Origin of the sequence: Pseudomonas sp. FSL W7-0098 (genome assembly GCF_005930585.1) — a bacterium.
Lineage (GTDB): Bacteria > Pseudomonadota > Gammaproteobacteria > Pseudomonadales > Pseudomonadaceae > Aquipseudomonas > Aquipseudomonas bubulae.
Genome location: NZ_RXHW01000015.1, coordinates 87,359 through 105,527 on the forward strand (window position 1 = coordinate 87,359; position 18,169 = coordinate 105,527).

General features: G+C 61.2%; 15 protein-coding genes. 9 read left to right on the plus strand and 6 right to left on the minus strand.

The annotated features are described in order from the left end of the window. Positions 1–21: 21 nt before the first annotated feature. The 7 genes from FHL07_RS22455 (at position 22) to FHL07_RS22485 (ending at position 7,216) form a co-directional block, all read left to right on the plus strand. Positions 22–957 carry a DMT family transporter gene (locus FHL07_RS22455; RefSeq protein WP_238705577.1) on the plus strand — a complete coding sequence of 312 codons (936 nt, stop codon included), beginning with the start codon at positions 22–24 and terminating at the stop codon, positions 955–957. Between the two features lie 180 nt (positions 958–1,137). Continuing rightward, positions 1,138–4,080 carry a monovalent cation/H+ antiporter subunit A gene (locus FHL07_RS22460; RefSeq protein WP_095019769.1) on the plus strand — a complete coding sequence of 981 codons (2,943 nt, stop codon included), beginning with the start codon at positions 1,138–1,140 and terminating at the stop codon, positions 4,078–4,080. Further along, entirely contained in the window at positions 4,080–4,424 is a 345-nt protein-coding gene (locus FHL07_RS22465) for a Na+/H+ antiporter subunit C (RefSeq protein ID WP_003446102.1), read from the plus strand. The genes FHL07_RS22460 and FHL07_RS22465 overlap by 1 nt, the downstream gene beginning before the upstream one ends. Beyond that, a complete protein-coding gene (locus FHL07_RS22470) occupies positions 4,421–6,106 on the plus strand; it encodes a monovalent cation/H+ antiporter subunit D (protein ID WP_095000589.1) in 1,686 nt (561 codons plus the stop codon). The genes FHL07_RS22465 and FHL07_RS22470 overlap by 4 nt, the downstream gene beginning before the upstream one ends. Continuing rightward, positions 6,103–6,591, plus strand: a complete 489-nt coding sequence (locus FHL07_RS22475; RefSeq protein ID WP_095000590.1) for a Na+/H+ antiporter subunit E — start codon at positions 6,103–6,105, stop codon at positions 6,589–6,591. Before FHL07_RS22470 ends, FHL07_RS22475 begins: the two co-directional genes overlap by 4 nt. Beyond that, positions 6,588–6,866 (plus strand): K+/H+ antiporter subunit F, encoded by a 279-nt coding sequence (locus FHL07_RS22480; RefSeq protein WP_048358261.1) that lies wholly within the window; start codon positions 6,588–6,590, stop codon positions 6,864–6,866. The genes FHL07_RS22475 and FHL07_RS22480 overlap by 4 nt, the downstream gene beginning before the upstream one ends. After that, the gene (locus FHL07_RS22485; RefSeq protein ID WP_095000591.1) at positions 6,863–7,216 is read left to right on the plus strand and encodes a Na+/H+ antiporter subunit G; all 354 of its coding nucleotides are present in this window, start codon (positions 6,863–6,865) and stop codon (positions 7,214–7,216) included. The genes FHL07_RS22480 and FHL07_RS22485 overlap by 4 nt, the downstream gene beginning before the upstream one ends. 97 nt (positions 7,217–7,313) lie before the next feature. Here FHL07_RS22485 and FHL07_RS22490 read toward each other — a convergent pair whose 3' ends face one another. The 6 genes from FHL07_RS22490 to FHL07_RS22515 all read right to left on the minus strand — a co-directional run bounded on the left by FHL07_RS22490 (position 7,314) and on the right by FHL07_RS22515 (position 15,596). Continuing rightward, positions 7,314–8,804, minus strand: coding sequence for a DASS family sodium-coupled anion symporter (locus FHL07_RS22490; RefSeq protein ID WP_095000592.1), 1,491 nt, complete (start codon positions 8,802–8,804; stop codon positions 7,314–7,316). Between the two features lie 197 nt (positions 8,805–9,001). Then, positions 9,002–9,805 carry an energy transducer TonB gene (locus FHL07_RS22495; RefSeq protein ID WP_138738929.1) on the minus strand — a complete coding sequence of 268 codons (804 nt, stop codon included), beginning with the start codon at positions 9,803–9,805 and terminating at the stop codon, positions 9,002–9,004. Next, positions 9,802–10,248, minus strand: a complete 447-nt coding sequence (gene tolR, locus FHL07_RS22500; RefSeq protein ID WP_095026915.1) for a protein TolR — start codon at positions 10,246–10,248, stop codon at positions 9,802–9,804. The genes FHL07_RS22495 and tolR overlap by 4 nt, the downstream gene beginning before the upstream one ends. Before the next feature lie 14 nt (positions 10,249–10,262). Continuing rightward, on the minus strand, positions 10,263–10,973 hold the full coding sequence (tolQ, locus tag FHL07_RS22505; protein WP_095026916.1) for a protein TolQ: 711 nt from the start codon (positions 10,971–10,973) through the stop codon (positions 10,263–10,265). Positions 10,974–11,021: 48 nt separating this feature from the next. After that, entirely contained in the window at positions 11,022–12,929 is a 1,908-nt protein-coding gene (locus FHL07_RS22510) for a phytase (protein ID WP_095021030.1), read from the minus strand. A gap of 132 nt (positions 12,930–13,061) precedes the next feature. After that, on the minus strand, positions 13,062–15,596 hold the full coding sequence (locus FHL07_RS22515) for a TonB-dependent receptor (protein ID WP_095026917.1): 2,535 nt from the start codon (positions 15,594–15,596) through the stop codon (positions 13,062–13,064). Positions 15,597–16,065: 469 nt separating this feature from the next. Here FHL07_RS22515 and FHL07_RS22520 point away from each other — a divergent pair, with 469 nt between their 5' ends. Both FHL07_RS22520 and FHL07_RS22525 read left to right on the plus strand, forming a co-directional pair. Then, positions 16,066–16,986, plus strand: a complete 921-nt coding sequence (locus tag FHL07_RS22520) for a GGDEF domain-containing protein (protein ID WP_095026918.1) — start codon at positions 16,066–16,068, stop codon at positions 16,984–16,986. Further along, entirely contained in the window at positions 16,983–18,017 is a 1,035-nt protein-coding gene (locus FHL07_RS22525; protein WP_095026919.1) for an AraC family transcriptional regulator, read from the plus strand. The genes FHL07_RS22520 and FHL07_RS22525 overlap by 4 nt, the downstream gene beginning before the upstream one ends. The last annotated feature ends 152 nt before the right edge of the window (positions 18,018–18,169 follow it).

The window sequence follows — 18,169 nt, forward strand, 5'->3', positions numbered from 1 at the left end:
CCCGTCACACGCAAGGTTGCAATGTCATTGAAACTACCCGGGTTGCTGTCATTGACGTCCCGCTTCAGTAAAGCGGAGTGTGTGCTGATCCTGATCACCATGGTCTGGGGCATCACCTTTCTATTGGTACAACATGCCTTGACGGCAAGTGGGCCGATGTTTTTTGTCGGCCTGCGTTTTGCTGCCGCGGCGGCCATGGTCGCGCTGTTTTCTCTGCGCAGTTTGCGTGGCATCACGCTGTTCGAGCTCAAGGCCGGGATGTTTATCGGGGTGTCGATCATGCTCGGCTACGGTTTGCAGACGATCGGCCTGCAAACCATTCCCAGTAGCCAGTCGGCCTTTATTACCGCGCTGTATGTGCCTTTCGTGCCCCTGCTGCAATGGCTGGTGCTGGGGCGCAGGCCCGGGTTGATGCCGAGCCTGGGGATCATGCTGGCCTTTACCGGGCTGATGCTGCTGTCCGGCCCCGGCGGCGCATCGCTGGATTTCAGCCCGGGGGAGATCGCCACGTTGATCAGTGCCATTGCCATAGCGGCGGAGATTATTCTGATCAGTGCTTATGCGGGCAAGGTGGATGTGCGCCGCGTCACGGTGGTGCAGCTCAGTACGGCGTCCATTCTGGCCTTTTTGATGATTATTCCAACACAAGAGTCCATTCCTGACTTTTCATGGCTATTGTTAGCCAGTGCTGTCGGCCTGGGTGGCGCCAGTGCGGTGATTCAGGTGGCCATGAACTGGGCACAGAAAAGCGTTTCACCCACCCGCGCCACCCTGATTTATGCCGGCGAGCCGGTCTGGGCAGGCATCGCCGGGCGCCTGGCGGGCGAGCGTTTGCCAGGCATAGCCTTGCTGGGTGCCGTATTGATTGTTGCAGCGGTGATCGTCAGTGAGTTAAAAACCAAGGGTAAAAAGCCCGAAGCGCTTGAGGACAAGCAAGGCGATCAAGCCTGCGATTAAAGCTGCAAGCCTGAAAGACGGTACGATTTTTTTTACTTACAAGCGCTTATATAGGGGTAGAGCTGTAGGAAACCAGACAGGTTATCGACAGTCTTTGTAGGATTCAGCCACAGGTTTGCTGTTGGTGATCTGCAGCCCGCCCCGTATGATCGCTTACAAACTCCTGCAGATTAGAAGCCTATGTCCCTGATAGTTCTACTGCTTCTGCCCTTTATCGGCAGCTGTCTGGCGGCTGTTTTGCCGCATAACGCCCGTAACAGTGAATCACTGTTGGCCGGTCTGATTGCTTTGATCGGTACTGTACAAGTAGCCCTGCTCTATCCACAGATTGCCCACGGTGGGGTTATCCGTGAAGAGTTCATGTGGCTGCCCAGCCTCGGCCTGAATTTCGTTCTGCGCCTGGACGGGTTCGCCTGGCTGTTCTCGATTCTGGTGCTTGGCATCGGCACGCTGGTGTCGCTGTACGCCCGTTATTACATGTCACCCGAGGACCCGGTGCCGCGCTTTTTTGCGTTTTTCCTGGCGTTTATGGGGGCCATGCTGGGCCTGGTGTTGTCGGGTAACCTGATCCAGATCGTGTTTTTCTGGGAGCTCACCAGCCTCTTTTCATTTTTGCTGATTGGTTATTGGCACCACCGCTCGGATGCCCGCCGCGGCGCCTATATGGCGCTGATGGTGACAGGTGCTGGGGGGTTGTGTCTGCTGGCGGGGGTCATGCTGCTCGGCCATGTCGTCGGCAGCTATGATCTGGATGCCGTGCTGGCTGCGGGCGACAAGATCCGCGCCCACAGCCTGTATCCGATCCTGCTGCCGCTTATCCTGATCGGCGCCCTAAGCAAGAGCGCGCAGTTCCCGTTCCATTTCTGGTTGCCCCACGCCATGGCGGCGCCAACCCCCGTATCGGCCTATCTGCACTCGGCAACCATGGTCAAGGCCGGGGTCTTTCTGCTTGCGCGCCTGTGGCCTTCGCTGTCGGGCAGCGAAGAGTGGTTCTGGATTGTCAGTGGCGCCGGTGCCTGCACCCTGGTGCTGGGCGCCTATTGCGCGATGTTTCAAAATGACCTCAAAGGCCTGCTGGCCTACTCCACCATCAGCCATCTGGGCCTGATTACCCTGCTGTTGGGCCTGAACAGCCCGCTGGCAGCGGTGGCTGCGGTGTTCCATATCCTCAACCACGCCACGTTCAAGGCGTCGCTGTTTATGGCGGCGGGGATTATCGACCATGAGACCGGCACACGGGATATCCGCAAGCTCAGCGGCCTGTTCAAGCTCATGCCTTACACCGCGACCCTGGCCATGGTGGCCAGTGCCTCGATGGCCGGGGTGCCGTTGCTGAACGGGTTTCTGTCCAAAGAGATGTTCTTTGCCGAAACCGTGTTTATCAATTCCACGGCCTGGGTAGAAATCGCCCTGCCGGTCATTGCGACGATCGCCGGTACCTTCAGCGTGGCTTATGCCCTGCGCTTTACGGTGGATGTGTTCTTCGGCCCACCCGCGACCAACTTGCCCCATACACCCCACGAGCCACCGCGCTGGATGCGTGCCCCGGTTGAACTGCTGGTGCTTACCTGCCTGACCGTGGGCATTTTCCCGGCGCAAACCGTCGGCCCGCTGCTTGCTGCAGCGGCTCAACCCGTGGTGGGGGGTGAGTTGCCCGAGTACAGCCTGGCCATCTGGCACGGCCTGAATGCCCCCATGATCATGAGCCTGATCGCCATGTCCGGCGGTATCGTGCTGTATGTGCTGTTGCGCAAGCAGCTCAAGCTCGACCGCTTCCCGCTGCCGCCGCTGATCCAGTATTTCAATGGCAAACGCTTTTTCGAGCGCAGCCTGGTGGTGATCATGCGCGGCGCGCGGCGCCTGGAACGCCGCATCAGCACCCAGCGCCTGCAAACCCAGCTGTTTTTGTTGATTCTGGTCGCCGTGATCGCCGGGCTGATCCCGATGTTGTACAGCGGGCTGGGCTGGGGCGACCGCCCGAAAATACCGGGCTCGATCGTGTTTATCACCCTGTGGCTGATTGCGATTGCCTGTGCCCTGGGCGCCGCCTGGCAAGCCAAGTACCACCGTCTCGCAGCCCTGACCATGGTCAGCGTATGCGGCCTGATGACCTGCGTGACGTTCGTATGGTTTTCGGCGCCTGATCTGGCGTTGACCCAACTGGTGGTTGAAGTGGTGACCACGGTGTTGATCCTGCTGGGCCTGCGCTGGCTGCCGCGACGGATCGAAGAGGTTTCACCGCTGCCGGGCACGTTGCGCAAGGCACAGGTCCGTCGCTTGCGCGACTTGCTCCTGTCCACGGCGGTCGGTGGCGGCATGGCGTTGCTGTCCTACGCGATGCTGACCCGTCAGACACCCAACGATATCTCCTCGTTCTACCTCAGCCGCGCCCTGCCTGAAGGCGGCGGCAGCAATGTGGTGAATGTGATGCTGGTGGACTTCCGCGGCTTCGACACCCTCGGCGAGATCACCGTACTGGCCGCCGTGGCGCTGACCGTGTTTGCCCTGCTGCGCCGCTTCCGCCCTTCGAAAGAGAGCATGCAATTGCCTGCCCAGCAGCGCTTGCTGGCCAAGGACGTGATGACCGACCTGGTCAACCCGCGCAGCGCCAGTGACACCGCCTTGGGCTTTATGATGGTGCCGGCGGTGCTGGTGCGCCTGTTGCTGCCGATCGCCTTTGTGGTGTCGATGTACCTGTTCATGCGCGGTCACAACCAGCCTGGCGGTGGCTTTGTCGCCGGCCTGGTGATGAGTGTGGCGTTTATCCTGCAGTACATGGTTGCCGGCACGCAGTGGGTGGAGGCGCAAATGAGCCTGCGACCGCTGCGCTGGATGGGTACCGGGCTGTTGTGCGCAACCCTGACCGGGCTGGGCTCGATCCCCCTGGGCTATCCGTTCCTGACCACCCACACCGCTCACTTCAGCCTGCCGCTGTTGGGCGATATTCATGTGGCCAGCGCCCTGTTCTTCGATATTGGCGTGTATGCGGTGGTGGTCGGTGCAACGCTGCTGATCCTGACGGCACTGGCTCACCAGTCAGTGCGCGCCCATCGCCCGAGCAATCAGCTTGCCCCGCTGCCTGCCCTGCAACCGCCTCTTGCATCCAAAGAAGGAGCCGCCTGATGGAAGAAGTCATCGCCATCGCTATCGGAGTATTGGCCGCATCGGGCACCTGGCTGGTTCTGCGCCCGCGAACCTTTCAGGTGGTCATGGGCCTGTGCCTGCTGTCTTACGGGGTTAACCTGTTTATCTTCAGCATGGGCAGCCTGTTTATCGGCAAGGAGCCGGTGATCAAGGACGGCGTGCCCCAGGACTTGCTCAATTACACCGACCCGCTGCCCCAGGCACTGGTACTCACTGCCATCGTCATCAGTTTTGCCATGACCGCGCTGTTTCTGGTGGTCTTGCTGGCCTCTCGGGGCCTGACCGGTACCGACCACGTTGATGGCCGGGAGCCAAAAGAATGAATGTAATGCCGCACCTGATTGTCGCGCCCATTCTGCTGCCACTGCTGACCGCTGCCTGCATGCTGTTGCTGGGGGAAAAACACCGCCCGCTCAAGGCGCGGATCAACCTGGTCTCGACCCTGCTCGGCCTGGGTATTTCGGTGATGCTGTTGCTGTGGACTCGCGAGCAGGCGATTCCGGCTTCGATTGGCGTGTACCTGCCGAGCAACTGGCAAGTGCCGTTCGGGATTGCCCTGGTGGTCGATCACCTGAGCGCCTTGATGCTGGTGCTGACCGGCATTATCGCCAGTTGCGCCCTGCTGTTCGCCATGGCCCGCTGGGACCGTGCCGGGGCCAGCTTTCACGCGTTGTTCCAGATCCAGCTGATGGGCCTGTACGGCGCCTTCCTGACTGCCGACCTGTTCAACCTGTTCGTGTTTTTTGAAGTGCTGCTGGCCGCCTCCTACGGTTTGATGCTGCATGGTTCGGGCAAGGCGCGTGTCTCTGCCGGGTTGCATTACATCTCGATCAACCTGCTGGCTTCATCGCTGTTCCTGATCGGTGCGGCGTTGATCTACGGGGTGACCGGCACCTTGAACATGGCCGATCTGGCGCTGAAGATCCCTTTGGTGCCCGAGGCCGATCGCGGCTTGCTACATGCAGGCACGGCCATTCTGGCGGTGGCTTTTCTGGCCAAGGCCGGCATGTGGCCGCTTAACTTCTGGCTGGTACCGGCGTACTCGTCGGCCAGTGCGCCGGTGGCGGCGCTGTTTGCGATCATGACCAAGGTCGGTATCTACACCGTGCTGCGCCTGTGGACCCTGCTGTTTTCCGGGCAAGCCGGGGCTTCGGCGTACTTTGCCGGTGACTGGCTGATCTACGGCGGCATGGCCACCATTGTTTGCGCCGCCATCGCCATCCTCGCCGCCCAGCGCCTGGAGCGCATGGCCAGCCTGAGTATTCTGGTGTCTGCCGGGATCCTGTTGTCAGCCGTGGGTTTCGCCCAGCCCAACCTGACCAGCGCCGCGCTGTTCTATCTGGTCAGTTCCACCCTGGCCCTGAGTGCGCTGTTCCTGCTGGCCGAGCTGATTGAACGCTCGCGCTCTTCTGCCGACCTGGTGCTTGAGGATGATGTCGAGGTCACGCCCAGCCTCAGCGAGCCCACGGCCCCGCCCCGGGGCAGCAACCTGGACGACGAACAGAAAGTGGTGGTCGGGCTGGTCATCCCGTGGACGATGGCCTTTCTGGGCCTGAGCTTTATCGCCTGCGCGCTGTTGATCATCGGCATGCCGCCGCTGTCGGGCTTTATCGGCAAACTCGGCCTGCTCAATGCCCTGCTCAATCCGCTGGGGCTGGGCAATGCCACCGATGCGCCAATCTCAACCGCGGCCTGGAGCCTGCTGGCCTTGTTGATTCTTTCCGGGCTGGCCTCGTTGATCGGCTTTTCACGTATGGGCATCCAGCGTTTCTGGACCCCCCTTGAGCGCCCGTCGCCGATCCTGCGCCGCATTGAATGCCTGCCCATCGTGCTGCTGCTGGGGCTGTGTGTGGTGCTGACGTTCAAGGCCGAGCCGGTCCTGCGTTATACCCAGGCCGCTGCCGACACCCTGAACAACCCCGAGCGTTATGTCATGGCCGTGATCGCCACCCGCCCTGTACCAAGCCCGCAGGCCAAGGCGGCACTACAGGAGGTGCAACCATGAGGCGCCTGTTCCCTGCTCCCTGGCTGTCCCTGGCACTGTGGGCACTGTGGCTGTTGCTCAACCTGTCCCTGAGTGCCGGCAATCTGCTGCTGGGCGCTGCGCTGGCCATTCTGGCGCCGGTGATGTTTGCGCCGCTGCGCCCGCTGCCGGTGCGCATTCGCCGTCCCGGGGTGATTATCAAGCTGTTCTTTTTGGTAGGTCGCGATGTGGTGGCCTCCAATATTGCCGTGGCCTGGGGTGTACTGCGCGCCGGCAAAAATCCGCCCCGTTCGCGGTTTATCAAAATACCTCTGGACCTGCGCGATGCCAACGGTCTTGCCGCCCTGTCGATGATCACCACCGTGGTGCCCGGCACCATCTGGTCGGAACTGGCGCTGGACCGCAGCGTGCTGTTGCTGCACGTGTTCGACCTGGATGACGAGGCGTCGTTTATCGAGCACTTCAAAACCGCCTACGAGCGCCCATTGATGGAGATTTTTGAATGAGTGCCCTGCTCACCAATGCCATCCTGCTCAGCCTGTTTATTTTCAGCCTGGCAATGGTCTTGACCGTGATCCGCCTGTTCAAGGGCCCCTCGGCCCAGGACCGGGTTCTGGCGCTGGACTACCTGTATATCCTGGCCATGTTGATGATGCTGGTGCTGGGTATCAGATACGCCAGTGACACCTACTTTGAAGGCGCACTGCTGATTGCCCTGTTTGGCTTTGTCGGCTCGTTTGCGCTGGCCAAATTCCTGCTGCGTGGCGAGGTGATCGAATGAGTCTCTGGATCGAAATATCGGTGGCTGTGCTGCTGGTGCTCAGCAGCCTGTTTGCCTTGTGCGGCGCTATCGGGTTGTTGCGCCTCAAGGATTTTTTTCAGCGCATGCACCCGCCGGCACTGGCTTCAACCCTTGGCGCTTGGGGCGTGGCCCTGGCCTCGATTCTGTACTTTTCCGCCCTTAAATCGACCCCGGTACTGCATGCCTGGCTGATGCCGATCCTGCTGTCGATCACCGTGCCGGTGACCACCTTGCTGCTGGCGCGGACTTCGTTGTTTCGCAAGCGCATGGCAGGCGAAGATGTACCGGCGGAAGTCAGCAGCGGCGGACGTAGCGAAAACGCTAACTGAACCTGTGGGAGCGGGCTTGCTCGCGATAGGAACGACGCGGTGTGTCTGTCAGACCGCAGTGCGCCCATCGCGGGCAAGCCCGCTCCCACCCACTGGGCTACATCCAGCCCAGCCAGCTCCAGTAAGTGGCGCCGAACAGCAGCATCAGCAGGTAGCCCACCGCCGTGACAATCAACCCGACCTTGGCGAACTGTTTCGCGGTAAAGGTCTGGGTGCCCAGGCACACCATATTTTGCGGGGCGTTGATCGGCAGGATAAAACCGTAACTGACCACAAAGCCCAGCAACATGGTCATGCCCAGGCGGTTGAATTCACCCGGCAAGGTTTGCAGCACCGCGATCAGAATCGGCAGCAAGGCCGAGGTCAATGCCGTGGCACTGGCAAAGCCCAGGTGGATCAATATCAAAAACGCGCCCAGAATCGCAAAGATCCCCAGCGGCCCTACCTGATCCAGCCCGGTATTGGCCACCACCTGCCCGCCCAACCATTGCCCGGCCTGGGTGGTGAGCAAGGCCGTACCCAAACTGATACCTACCCCGAACACAATCACCGTGCCCCAGGGGATACGCGACTGCACGTCTTTCCAGGTCATCACGCCAAAACGCGGCAGCAGCAAAAACACCAGCCCGGCGTAGGTGGTCGAAGTGGTGTCAAAACTGTGCAGTTTGCCCTCGGTGGCCCAGGCCAGCAGCAAGGCGATCGATACGCCCATCAGGCGCTTCTGCGGGCCGGTCATGGGGCCCAGTTCGGCCAGTGATTTTTCTACGGCCTCCTTGCCGCCGGGGATGCTGTCGCTCTCTGGCGGGAGCATTTTCAGCACCACAAACAGCAGCACCGCCGACATGATGATGGCCCAGGGTGCACCGGCGATCAGCCAGTCGAGCCAGTTCACCCGCGCACCGAGCATCTTGTCCATAAAGCCTACGGTCAGCAGGTTCTGTGCCGCCGCGGTTTGAATGCCTACGTTCCAGATACTGGTGCCCTGGGCCACGACAATCATGATCCCGGCAGCAATGTTGGAGCGTTTGTCCACGCCGAAGGCCAGGATCACCCCCATCATGATCGGTACCACGCAGGCACTGCGCGCCGTGGCACTGGGCACCACCAGGCTGAGCAAAATGGTGACCGCAATCGCCCCCAGCAAAATGCGTCGGGTGCTGGTGCCGATACGCGACAAGGTGACCAGGGCAATGCGCCGGTCAAGGCCGGTGTGGGTCATGGCAGCCGCGATAAACAGGGCGCCCGCCACCAGGGCCAGGGCAGCATTGGAAAACCCGGTCAGGGCCATGGTGATGCCAGCAGAGGTGCCGTAAAGCCTTGACGGGTCCGCCAGGGTGGGCGCCATGCCGATCAGGAACGCCATCAGGGAGGTGATCATGATGGCGCTGGCTTCGTACGACACCGCTTCAGTGATCCATACCACCACGGCAAATGCCAGGATCGCCAGCATGCGATGACCGGCTACCGGCAAGTCGGCGGGCAGTGGCAACAGTAGAATGCCGATCATGACCAGGACTGCTATCACCAGACCAATGGGAAGTTTTGCTTTTGCCGTCGCAGGCGTGGGGCTGGTTGCAGGCGCATTCATGGCCATCTCCTTGAGCTTGAAAACCCGTGGAGCATAGGTCAAGAGCGGCGGATGGGTTTTGATATTGATCAGCTCAGAGGCACCCTCACCCCAACCCTCTCCCAGAGGGAGAGGGAGCTGACCGCACGCGGATTCAAACTCAACGCCAATCAGTCCCCTCTCCCTCTGGGAGAGGGTTAGGGTGAGGGGGCTTTGGGCTACTGGATCTTGTAGTGAAAGGTATTACGCACCCCCGGCACCGTCACTGCCTGGCCATCGACCATGCGCGGCTGGTAGCGGAACGTCGCCGCCGCCACCAGTGAAGGACGAATAAACGCCGGGTGACAGTTGCCCACCACTTTGGGGTTGTCGACCTTGCCCTGCGGCGTTACCGAGTACTCCACCGTGCAATCGCCCTGAATGCCCTTGTCCAGTGCTCGTTGCGGGTAGTCCGGGGCTTGTTTGCTGATGGGCAGGTACTGACGCACATCCGCCGCCGCAGCGGCCTGCTTCGCTCGCCGGGCATTATCCGCCGCTGCAACCCGGGCCTGTTCAGCCACGGCCTGCTGACGCTGGGCCTCAACCTGTTCGGCGCGCTGCTGCGCGGCTTTTTGCTGCTCCACTTGCGCCTGCTTCTGCTCCTCGACCCGCTTGCGTGCGAGTGCCGCCTGTTCCAGTTTGCGCGCCTGGATCTGCGGGTCCACTTTAGGCTTGACCACCTCGGGCCTGGCCTCAACCACCGGTGCCGGAGTCACCACCGGTGCCGGAGTCACCACCGGCAGCGGCTCCGGCGCAGGGGGCGCCATTACCGGCTCGGCGGGCAACATCACCAGCCGGGTTTTCAGGGTCGATGGCACAGGCTCCGGCAGCGATTGCTCCATGCTCCAGCCCAGCACCAGGAACGCCACCACAGCGCTGTGCAGAGCCACGCTGACCACCAGCGCCTGGCTGTTATGCCACATCCGCGTCCAGGGCAGCGGCTGCGCGGGGGCTATCGAGCCGTGCATCAATGCGGCACTCATTGTGGCGCCTCGGTCACCAGCCCCAGGTTGCTCACGCCACCTTGCTGCAGGGCCGCCATCGCCTTGACCACGCGGCCATAACCCGCCTCGTTGTCGGCGCGGATATACACCTGGGTGTTGCTGTCCTGCGCCACCACCTGGCCGACCTTGGCCTGCAACTCTTCAAGGCTGACGGCGCTGTCGGTCTGGTTCTTGGTGTCCAGTTCACTGCCCAGGTTCCAGTAGTAGCCACCTTCGGCCTTGACTGACAGAGTGAGGATTTTTTGCTGGCTGTCATTGACCAGGGCTTCACTGGCCACTTTCGGCAGTTCGATTTTCACCCCCTGGGTCAACATCGGCGCGGTCACCATAAAGATCACCAGCAGCACCAGCATCACGTCGATGTAAGGCACTACGTTCATTTCGGCCTTGGGCCCGTGTTTGCGCTGTGGTCGAGCAAGCATGATGAAACTCCCTTTCAAGCGACGGCGGACATGTTCCGCGAACCGGCATGCAGGCTGCGGTACAAGCGCATCTGCACTTCATTGCCGAGGCTGTAGTAGCGGGTCAGCAGGGTCTGGCCACGGGCCGAAAAACGGTTGTAGGCAATCACGGCCGGGATCGCCGCAAACAGGCCGATGGCGGTGGCGATCAGGGCTTCGGCGATGCCCGGGGCGACGGTGGACAGGGTCGCCTGTTGCACCTGGGAAAGGCCGATAAAGGAGTTCATGATCCCCCACACGGTACCGAACAGGCCGATATAGGGACTCACCGAGCCGACGGTCGCGAGAAACTGCAGACCTTTTTCCAGGCGGATCTCCTGCTCGCTGATGGCCACATACAGCGCCCGCTCCACCCCTTGCATCACGCCTTCGGCATCCACACCCGGCTGCTGCTTGAGTTGGGCGTATTCACTGTAGGCAGCGGCGAATACTTGCTCGGCACCGGCATCTTCCTGGCTGGCGTCGCGGCTTTCGCGGTACAGGGTGTTGAGCTCGCCCTGGCCACGCAGGCGCCGGGCAAAATTGTCCATGTCGCGCTCGCTACGGCGCAGGATGGCACTGCGGCGCACAATCAGAAACCAGCTCAACAGCGAGGCCAGCAGCAGGATCAGCATCACCCCCTTGACCAGCAGACTCGCGTCGCTGATCAGGCCCCAGATCGTCATATGTTCCATGGTTGCGTGCATGTTGTTGCTCCAGTAAAGGGGTATTTATAAGCGTCTTAAATGACCGGGTTATGGCAAGTGCAGGGCCTTGGCCACTTCAGCCCAGGGGATGTACTTGAAGTTTTGCGCCTGCTCGGGCATGCGTTTGCGACCGTCCTGAACCACCAGCATGCCTTTGTGCCATGGGCCGCCGAGGTTGGCCGAGGTCACTTCCAGGCCATCGGTTTCCGACGCGCCGTCGATGCCCGCCGCCGCATTGATCCCCACCCGGAACGCACCGCGCAGGGCATACGGCGGCTCGGCATCGACCACCACATAGCTGTCGTTGCCCTGGCTGGAGATCACCAGGTAGTTGTCTTTGTCGGTCTGGTACAGGCCCATGCCTTCGATATCGTCATGCACCTGTTCACCCACCCTGATCACGCTGGTGAGCGTGGCCGGTTGGTCAGGCCGGGCATCCACCGCCCACACCGCCACATCCTCCTCACCGAGGAACAGCCGCTGGTTGCGATCGTCCGCTACGCAGCCTTCGGGTTGGCTGGCCACCTTGAACTGGCGCACCAACTCGCCCTGCACCTTGTCGCCCTTGGCGTACAAGCGGTGCTGCACAAAAGTGCCGTCCTTGTCGTTGGTGAAACTGTAGATCTCGCCGGTAGGGGCCTTGAACAGGCACAGGCCGTAAATATCGGTGACCGGCGTGGCAATCTCGCCCGCTTCCTGCAAGGTGCCGGTGGCGCGGTCGATGCTGAACACGCTGAGGCTGTTGTGATCGCGATTGGTTGCCACGGCCAGATCCACAGTGCGTCCGCCCAGCTCGAAGCCCGGGCGCACATCGACGTTGTTCAGGCGACCCACAGGCAGATGCTGCACGCGTTTGCCCTGCAGGTCGTATACCTCAAGGCCCTGCTGCTTGTTGGTGCCCAGTACCCGGCTCAGCGCGGGGGTTTTCGGGTGTACCCAGATGGCCGGGTCATCCGCGGCATCACCCTGGCTCATCACCACGTCGGTTTGCACCGCAGGTTTTACGCTGACCAGCACAGGGGGGTGGCTGGCCGGGGTGGCCTTCCAGTCCAATGCGCCTTCGTACATTTTGCTGCTGGCACCGTCCTGCACCAGCAGTTGCAGGCCATGCGGCGTCTGACGCAGGGCCAGATGCTCCGGCTCGCGGACCCCGGCCAGGGGCAAGCTGGCAACGGCTGCCCAGCCCTTGCCCTGCTGCTGATACAGATTCAGTTGTGCCGCCTCGGGATCGAGGCCGAGCATACCGCCCGGCACCAGGGCCATGTCCCCGGTGGATTTTTTTACGTTGCCAAATGGCTCGACCATCGCCACCGGCACACGCTCGACGTCGGCCTCGGCATGGGCCGGGTAGGCCCACCAACCGACATTCTCTTCGTTGACGAAGAGGTTCTGCGCGGCGTCATCGACCTTGCAGAACTTGGCCTGCGGCGGCAGGGGCAGGCTGCGCACCAGCAGCGGCGTCGGCAAACGGCGGCTCTCAGCGGCAACCAGCCATTGCTCGCCCCTGCCCTCTTCACCCACGGTAAACAGGTAGATATTGCTCGCGTCGTCCTGGTACAGACACACGCCATTCACCGCGTAGTCGCGGGTGGGCAGATAGGATGGCGCCTGCCATTGATGGCTCTTGGGGTCGAGATTGAACAGCGCAACCTGCTGCTTGTCCTTGTCGTTACTGGCCACCAGCACCTGGTCGCCCAGGGCGCGGCTGTCCAGCCCGGCAAAGGCGCCCTGGACCCGGCTCAGGGTGTTGCCCTGTTTATCAAGCAACAACAGGCCTTCACGCTTGCTTGCCGCCAGGCGCTCGTCACCTGTGCTACCGGGTAAAAAACTCAGGGCCTGGGCCTTGCTGGTGGACCATTGCTGCAATGTCGGGGCAGCAATATCGGTAGCTGCCTGGACGCTGCCTGCGGTCAGGCAGGCCAGCAAGGGCAGGAGGCGGGGTTTGCGTGTGAACATGAGTGATCAATCCTGAATTCTGTTCAAAAAAACAAAGGCGCTTCAGTGGGAGCGAGCCCGCTCGCGAAGGTCTCAACATCACTTACGGCCTTCGCGAGCAGGCTCGCTCCCACAAGGGGGGGCATCGAAGCCTTAAAAATGGGTGTAGGTCAGGCCCAGTGAGTAGGTCGGACCGTATTCTTCATACTGGTTGTTGAAGCGGCTGTTGCCGCTGTACGTGAAGTACGGCTGGTCCGTAAGGTTCTGGGCGTCGAACTTGACTTGCAGGTTCTTGGTCAGCGAGTAGCGGGCACTGAAGTCGACAAAGGTCTGGGCATTGACATAGGTGTCATGGGCCTTGTCGTTGACCCCGGCCAGTTCGTAGAGGTAGTCCGACTTGTAGTTGGCCGACAGGCGCAGGCTCAGCTTGTCGTCTTCCCAGCCGAGCATCAGGTTGCCGACGGTCTTGGACTGGTTGGGCAAATCGATATCGCGCTTGAGGCTGGCTCCGGTCGCTGCGTCAACGCCCTTGATACTGGCATTGGAGCGGCTGAACGTGCTGTTGGCGCCCAGGATCAAACCGTTCCAGGGTGACGGCAGCCAGTCGAATTTTTGCGAGTAGGCCAGTTCCAGACCATAGAGCTTGGCGCTGTCGCCGTTGGCATAGCTGTGGGCTTCGGTGAAGTCGACCCACTCGCCGCTGCCCGCCAGGTCGTTGTTGTAGACGAAGTTTTTAATGTCTTTGTAGAAGAGGAACGCCGACACCGTGCCCGCCTGCCCCATAAAGTGCTCGATGCCAAGGTCGAAGTTGCTCGATTCCAGCGGCTTGAGGTTGGGGTTGCCGAACTCGGCTTTGTCATCTTCGATAACAAAGCCCGGGGCTAGCTGGCCAAAGGTCGGGCGCACGACGGTGTTGGTCCAGGCCGCCCGCACCTGGGTGTTTTTCGCCAACTGATAGCGCGCATGCAGGCCCGGCAGCCAGTGGTGGTAATCGCGCCGGGTGTTTTGCTCTGCAAAGACGCCATCGCGCACGCCCGTACCCTTGGCCTCGAACTCGGTGCCCTCGTAGCGCATGCCGGCGATAAAGCGCCAGTCATCGATATCCAGGGTGTTCATCAGGTAGGCCGCATTGATGTCTTCGCGCATCTTGAAGTCATTGGCCCGCGAGTCCTGCTCGTTGTAGAAGTCGTCGCGGTTGAGGCCGCCGATCAGGTCCTTGATCGCCCCGCCGCTGATGCCCGGGCCGTACTGGCCAAGGTTGTAGTGCAGGTTGCCCTTGTTGAACGCATTGAGGCTCAGTTGCTCGTCGCTGAAGCCCAGGTCGGAGAAGTCCTTGTAGGTCCAGGCATTGAGGTCGTTGTCCTTGTTGCGCCGGCTGACCTTGCCGCCAAACTTGACCTGGGAGGCATAGCCCTGCACGTCGTAGTCGCGGGCCAGGTCCAGGCGGATATTTTTCTCGGTGTCCTTGGTGTGCTGCTCTTGCCAGTCCACCTTGTCCAGGCTGAAGTTGGTCGGGTCATAAAAGCCTGCGCCGATGATCGGCCGGGGCTTTTCGGTGTCGTAGAAACCGCCGTTGCCAATGCTCGAGCTGCCCTTGAACGTTGCGCCGGCGATGCCCCCCGGATTGTCTTCGCTGGACTCGCTGTAACCGGCCTGCCCGCTGAGGGTCCACAGGCCCATGGTGCGTTCGCCGCCGAATACGTAGGACTGAATTTCCTGGGTTTCTTCGCGCTGCTTGAGCTTGCGCTTGGTCTTGGTTTTACCCACCTCGTCTTCGGCCTGGGGGTCGGAGAATTCAAAGGCGGTGGAGTTGCGGGTTTCGTTGTCCTCAAAGCGGCTGTACAGGGTGCGCAGGTACAGACTGGTGTCGTCGTCGGGCTTGTAATCAAAGTTGAGGCCGCCACCGGCACGCTCGCGGCTGATCTCGTAAACACGCTGTTCAAAGCTGTTCAGACGGGCGCCATCGGTGAAGTCCCAGTCGCCGCCGGTTTCGACGTTGTCGGAGCGAAAGTCGCGCTTGTTCCAGCTCAGGGCTGCGGCCACACCGAAGTTGTCGACACCGTCACCCAGGCTGAAACGGTCGCTGATGGCGCCCGACACCTTGGGGCTGGTCTTGTGGCTGTTCTTGTTGTACCCGGCCTCGGTGCTGCCGGTGAAAAACAGGCCGTCATGGTCGAAGGCCGAGAGGCTTTGTACGTCTACCGTGCCACCCAGGGAGTTGGCGTCCATATCCGGGGTCAGGGTCTTGATCACTGACAGCGACTGCACCAGTTCCGAGGGCAAGACGTCCAGGGCCACGGCGCGGCGGGCGCTTTCCGGGGACGGTACCAGGGTGCCGTTGATGGTCACGCTGTTGAGGTCCGGGCCCAGGCCACGCACGCTGACAAAGCGGCCTTCGCCCTGATCGCGCTCAATGCTGATACCTGGCAGGCGCTGTACCGCCTCGGCCACGTTGGCGTCGGGCAACTGCGCCACGCCATCGGCATGCACCACGCTTTCGATGGTGTCCGAGTTGCGTTGTTGCTTGAGTGCCTTGTCCAGGCTGACGGCCTGACCGACTACTTCGACGTGTTCAGTGGCACCGATGGCCGATGTCTCGGCGGCGCTCAAACGTTCGCTGGCGATTGCCAGGGCCAATGCACTGACCGTAAAGCCGACCCACTGCGCCTTGCTGCGACACTTGTACATGTTGGTGCTCCCCCAAAATCGCACGTCAGGCCGGGCAAATGGCCCGACAACTTGGGAGCGAAAGCTAGGGTCGGCGGATGACAGCGCTGTGACAGTGTTCGGCGAAACGCCCGAAACAAAAGGTTTCAAGCAGTGAGAAAGGGGTAAATGAGCTGATTTGACCTGATTACGAAAGGATCGCCCCCCGTAGCAGCTGCCGAAGGAACGAGGCTGCGTTCGACGACGGAGTCGTCGTAAAATCAGGTTGTGCGGTATTTAAGGTCAGTCCGACACCCCGCATTTACGAGTGCTGCGCAATCGAACGCAGCCTCGTTCCTTCGGCAGCTGCTACGAAATCGGGGGCAACCACGAGCTTGCGTTTAACTTTTTTTTCACCACACACCTGAGCTGATTCGACCCGCAAGCCCCGTCATACAGTTGTCACACCGCTCTGCTCTGCTGACCGGCAATAGGTTTGGGTAGAACTGTGATGACTTGGTTAAACGTCCTTAAACACCATCGCTACAAGCTTGGTTTACTGCTGCTGGCCGCCAATGCCGCGGTACTGCTCAACCTGGCATTCGGCACGCCCAAGGCCTTCAGAGAATGGCACTGGCTGGATATCTTCGGCGAAGGCGGCACCGCCCTGTTTATGCTGTTCTGGCTGGGGCTGGTGATTAAAAGCCGGCCCACCGGGCGGGTCACCAACTACCTGGCGTACGGCCTGTGCTTTATGTTTTTTTCCTGGTGGGTGGATGTGCTCGACGAGTTTATCCGCCTGCCCAAACATATTGGCTGGGATCACTGGATGGAGTCGGCACCCATGCCCGTCGGCATGATTCTGCTGACCATCGGCCTGTTTCATTGGCACCGCGAGCAGCAGGCTATCAATCAACAGATGGAGAAGCGCGAGCGGGTATTTCGCGAGCACCGGCTGTTCGACAAACTCACCCCCCTGGGCGGCGCCGGTTACCTCAAGCACCAGGTCAGCGACTGCCTGGCGCAAAGCGTCGAGCAGCAACAGCCGCTGTCACTGCTGGCGCTGGATATCGACGATTTCACGTCCATCAACCAGCATTACGGCCACGCCGAAGGTGATGCCGTGTTGCAGGCCCTCAGCCAGTTGCTGCTGCTCAACCTGCGTCGCCACGATCTGCTCTGCAGGCTGGCCGGTGACCGTTTTGTGGTGCTGTTGCCCAATACCGGCGAGAGTCAGGCCCGCCTGCTGGCGCTGGAACTGCAGCAGGCGGTACAGAGCCTGGCCCACAAAACCCGCCAACAGGGTGAACGGGTGTATCTGTCGGCCACTACCGCGGTGGTGATGGCCGTCAACGAAGCGCCCGATGAGCTGCTCAAGCGCCTGAACCTGACACTGGTGCGGGCCAAGCCGCCACGGAGCAAACGCGCATGACCCTGGACAGCCGCTGGTACGAAGCCGACAGCCGCTTTATTGCCGGGCACTATCAACCTGCGACCCTGATTGATCTGGCGTTGTCGCGGGATATCGACAGCCATCGCCTGCTGCGCGGTACCGGGCTGTTTTACGAGGACATCGTCGCCGGGCACACGCGTCTCAGCCCCCAGCAGTGTTTTACCCTGATCGCCAATGCACAACGCTTACTCGAAGCCGATGACAGCAGTTTTCTGTTTGGCCAGCGCCTGTGGCCGGGGCATTACGGCCCGGCCAGCCACGCCCTGCAGCAGGCACAGAACCTGCAGCAGGCCCTGGAAACCCTGATTCATCACCGCGCCCTGCTCAGCCCCTTGCTCACCCCGCGGCTGTTGCTGGACGACAAATACGCCTATGTGTACTGGCTCGACAGTTGTGGGGCCCAGGAGCAATTGCGTTTTGTACTGGAGGCCAGTATGACGGCGCTGATGGCCATGAGTCAGTGGCTCAGTGGCGAGCGCCTGCCGTGGGAATGCAGTTTCAGCCATGCCGAGCCGCATTATGTGGAGCAGTACTGGGTACATCTGGGGGAGAACACCCAGTTTGGCTGCCAGCTGGACATGATGCGCCTGCCCCGTGAATACCTGACCCGGCCCTGGCCGAATGCCTCGGCCATTGCCCGCCAAGTGGCCTATCAACAGGCACAGGAGCAGTTGCACAGCCTGGGCTTTCGCGCCAGCCTGCTTGACCGGCTGTATGTGTACTTGCGCAACAATGCCCGGGAGGCTCCGAGCCTTGAGCAGGCCGCGCAGCATTTTTCGGTGAGCCAGGCCACCCTCAAGCGCAAACTGAACAAGCACGGCACCCACTTTCAGGCCCAGCAGGATCAGGCGCGCAAGCATATGGCGCTGTATCTTTACCAGATCAAGGGGCTGAGCAATGAAGCGGTGGCCGAGTACCTGAACTTCAACGACCCGGCGAACTTTCGCCGCGCCCTGAAACGCTGGACGGGGTGTACGCCCAATCTGATACGGCAGTTTCTGGCGTTGTAAGCCACTCCCCAAACCTGATGCGCGCAGGCGGATTGTGGGAGCGGGCTTGCTCGCGATGCAGGCCACGCCGGTTATCTGGCAAACCGCGGTGATGCTATCGCGAGCAAGCCCGCTCCCACAGGTTTAGCGGCGTTTACCAAACGGATCCTTGG

Excerpts from the sequence above, each read along its gene's own strand:
- FHL07_RS22495 (WP_138738929.1), bottom strand. The coding sequence starts at position 9,805 with ATGAGTGCCGCATTGATGCACGGCTCGATAGCCCCCGCGCAGCCGCTG.
- FHL07_RS22465 (WP_003446102.1), top strand. The coding sequence starts at position 4,080 with ATGGAAGAAGTCATCGCCATCGCTATCGGAGTATTGGCCGCATCGGGC.
- FHL07_RS22510 (WP_095021030.1), bottom strand. The coding sequence starts at position 12,929 with ATGTTCACACGCAAACCCCGCCTCCTGCCCTTGCTGGCCTGCCTGACC.
- FHL07_RS22490 (WP_095000592.1), bottom strand. The coding sequence starts at position 8,804 with ATGAATGCGCCTGCAACCAGCCCCACGCCTGCGACGGCAAAAGCAAAA.
- FHL07_RS22485 (WP_095000591.1), top strand. The coding sequence starts at position 6,863 with ATGAGTCTCTGGATCGAAATATCGGTGGCTGTGCTGCTGGTGCTCAGC.
- FHL07_RS22470 (WP_095000589.1), top strand. The coding sequence starts at position 4,421 with ATGAATGTAATGCCGCACCTGATTGTCGCGCCCATTCTGCTGCCACTG.
- FHL07_RS22460 (WP_095019769.1), top strand. The coding sequence starts at position 1,138 with ATGTCCCTGATAGTTCTACTGCTTCTGCCCTTTATCGGCAGCTGTCTG.
- FHL07_RS22475 (WP_095000590.1), top strand. The coding sequence starts at position 6,103 with ATGAGGCGCCTGTTCCCTGCTCCCTGGCTGTCCCTGGCACTGTGGGCA.
- FHL07_RS22520 (WP_095026918.1), top strand. The coding sequence starts at position 16,066 with ATGACTTGGTTAAACGTCCTTAAACACCATCGCTACAAGCTTGGTTTA.
- FHL07_RS22455 (WP_238705577.1), top strand. The coding sequence starts at position 22 with ATGTCATTGAAACTACCCGGGTTGCTGTCATTGACGTCCCGCTTCAGT.
- FHL07_RS22515 (WP_095026917.1), bottom strand. The coding sequence starts at position 15,596 with ATGTACAAGTGTCGCAGCAAGGCGCAGTGGGTCGGCTTTACGGTCAGT.
- FHL07_RS22480 (WP_048358261.1), top strand. The coding sequence starts at position 6,588 with ATGAGTGCCCTGCTCACCAATGCCATCCTGCTCAGCCTGTTTATTTTC.
- FHL07_RS22525 (WP_095026919.1), top strand. The coding sequence starts at position 16,983 with ATGACCCTGGACAGCCGCTGGTACGAAGCCGACAGCCGCTTTATTGCC.
- tolQ (WP_095026916.1), bottom strand. The coding sequence starts at position 10,973 with ATGCACGCAACCATGGAACATATGACGATCTGGGGCCTGATCAGCGAC.
- tolR (WP_095026915.1), bottom strand. The coding sequence starts at position 10,248 with ATGCTTGCTCGACCACAGCGCAAACACGGGCCCAAGGCCGAAATGAAC.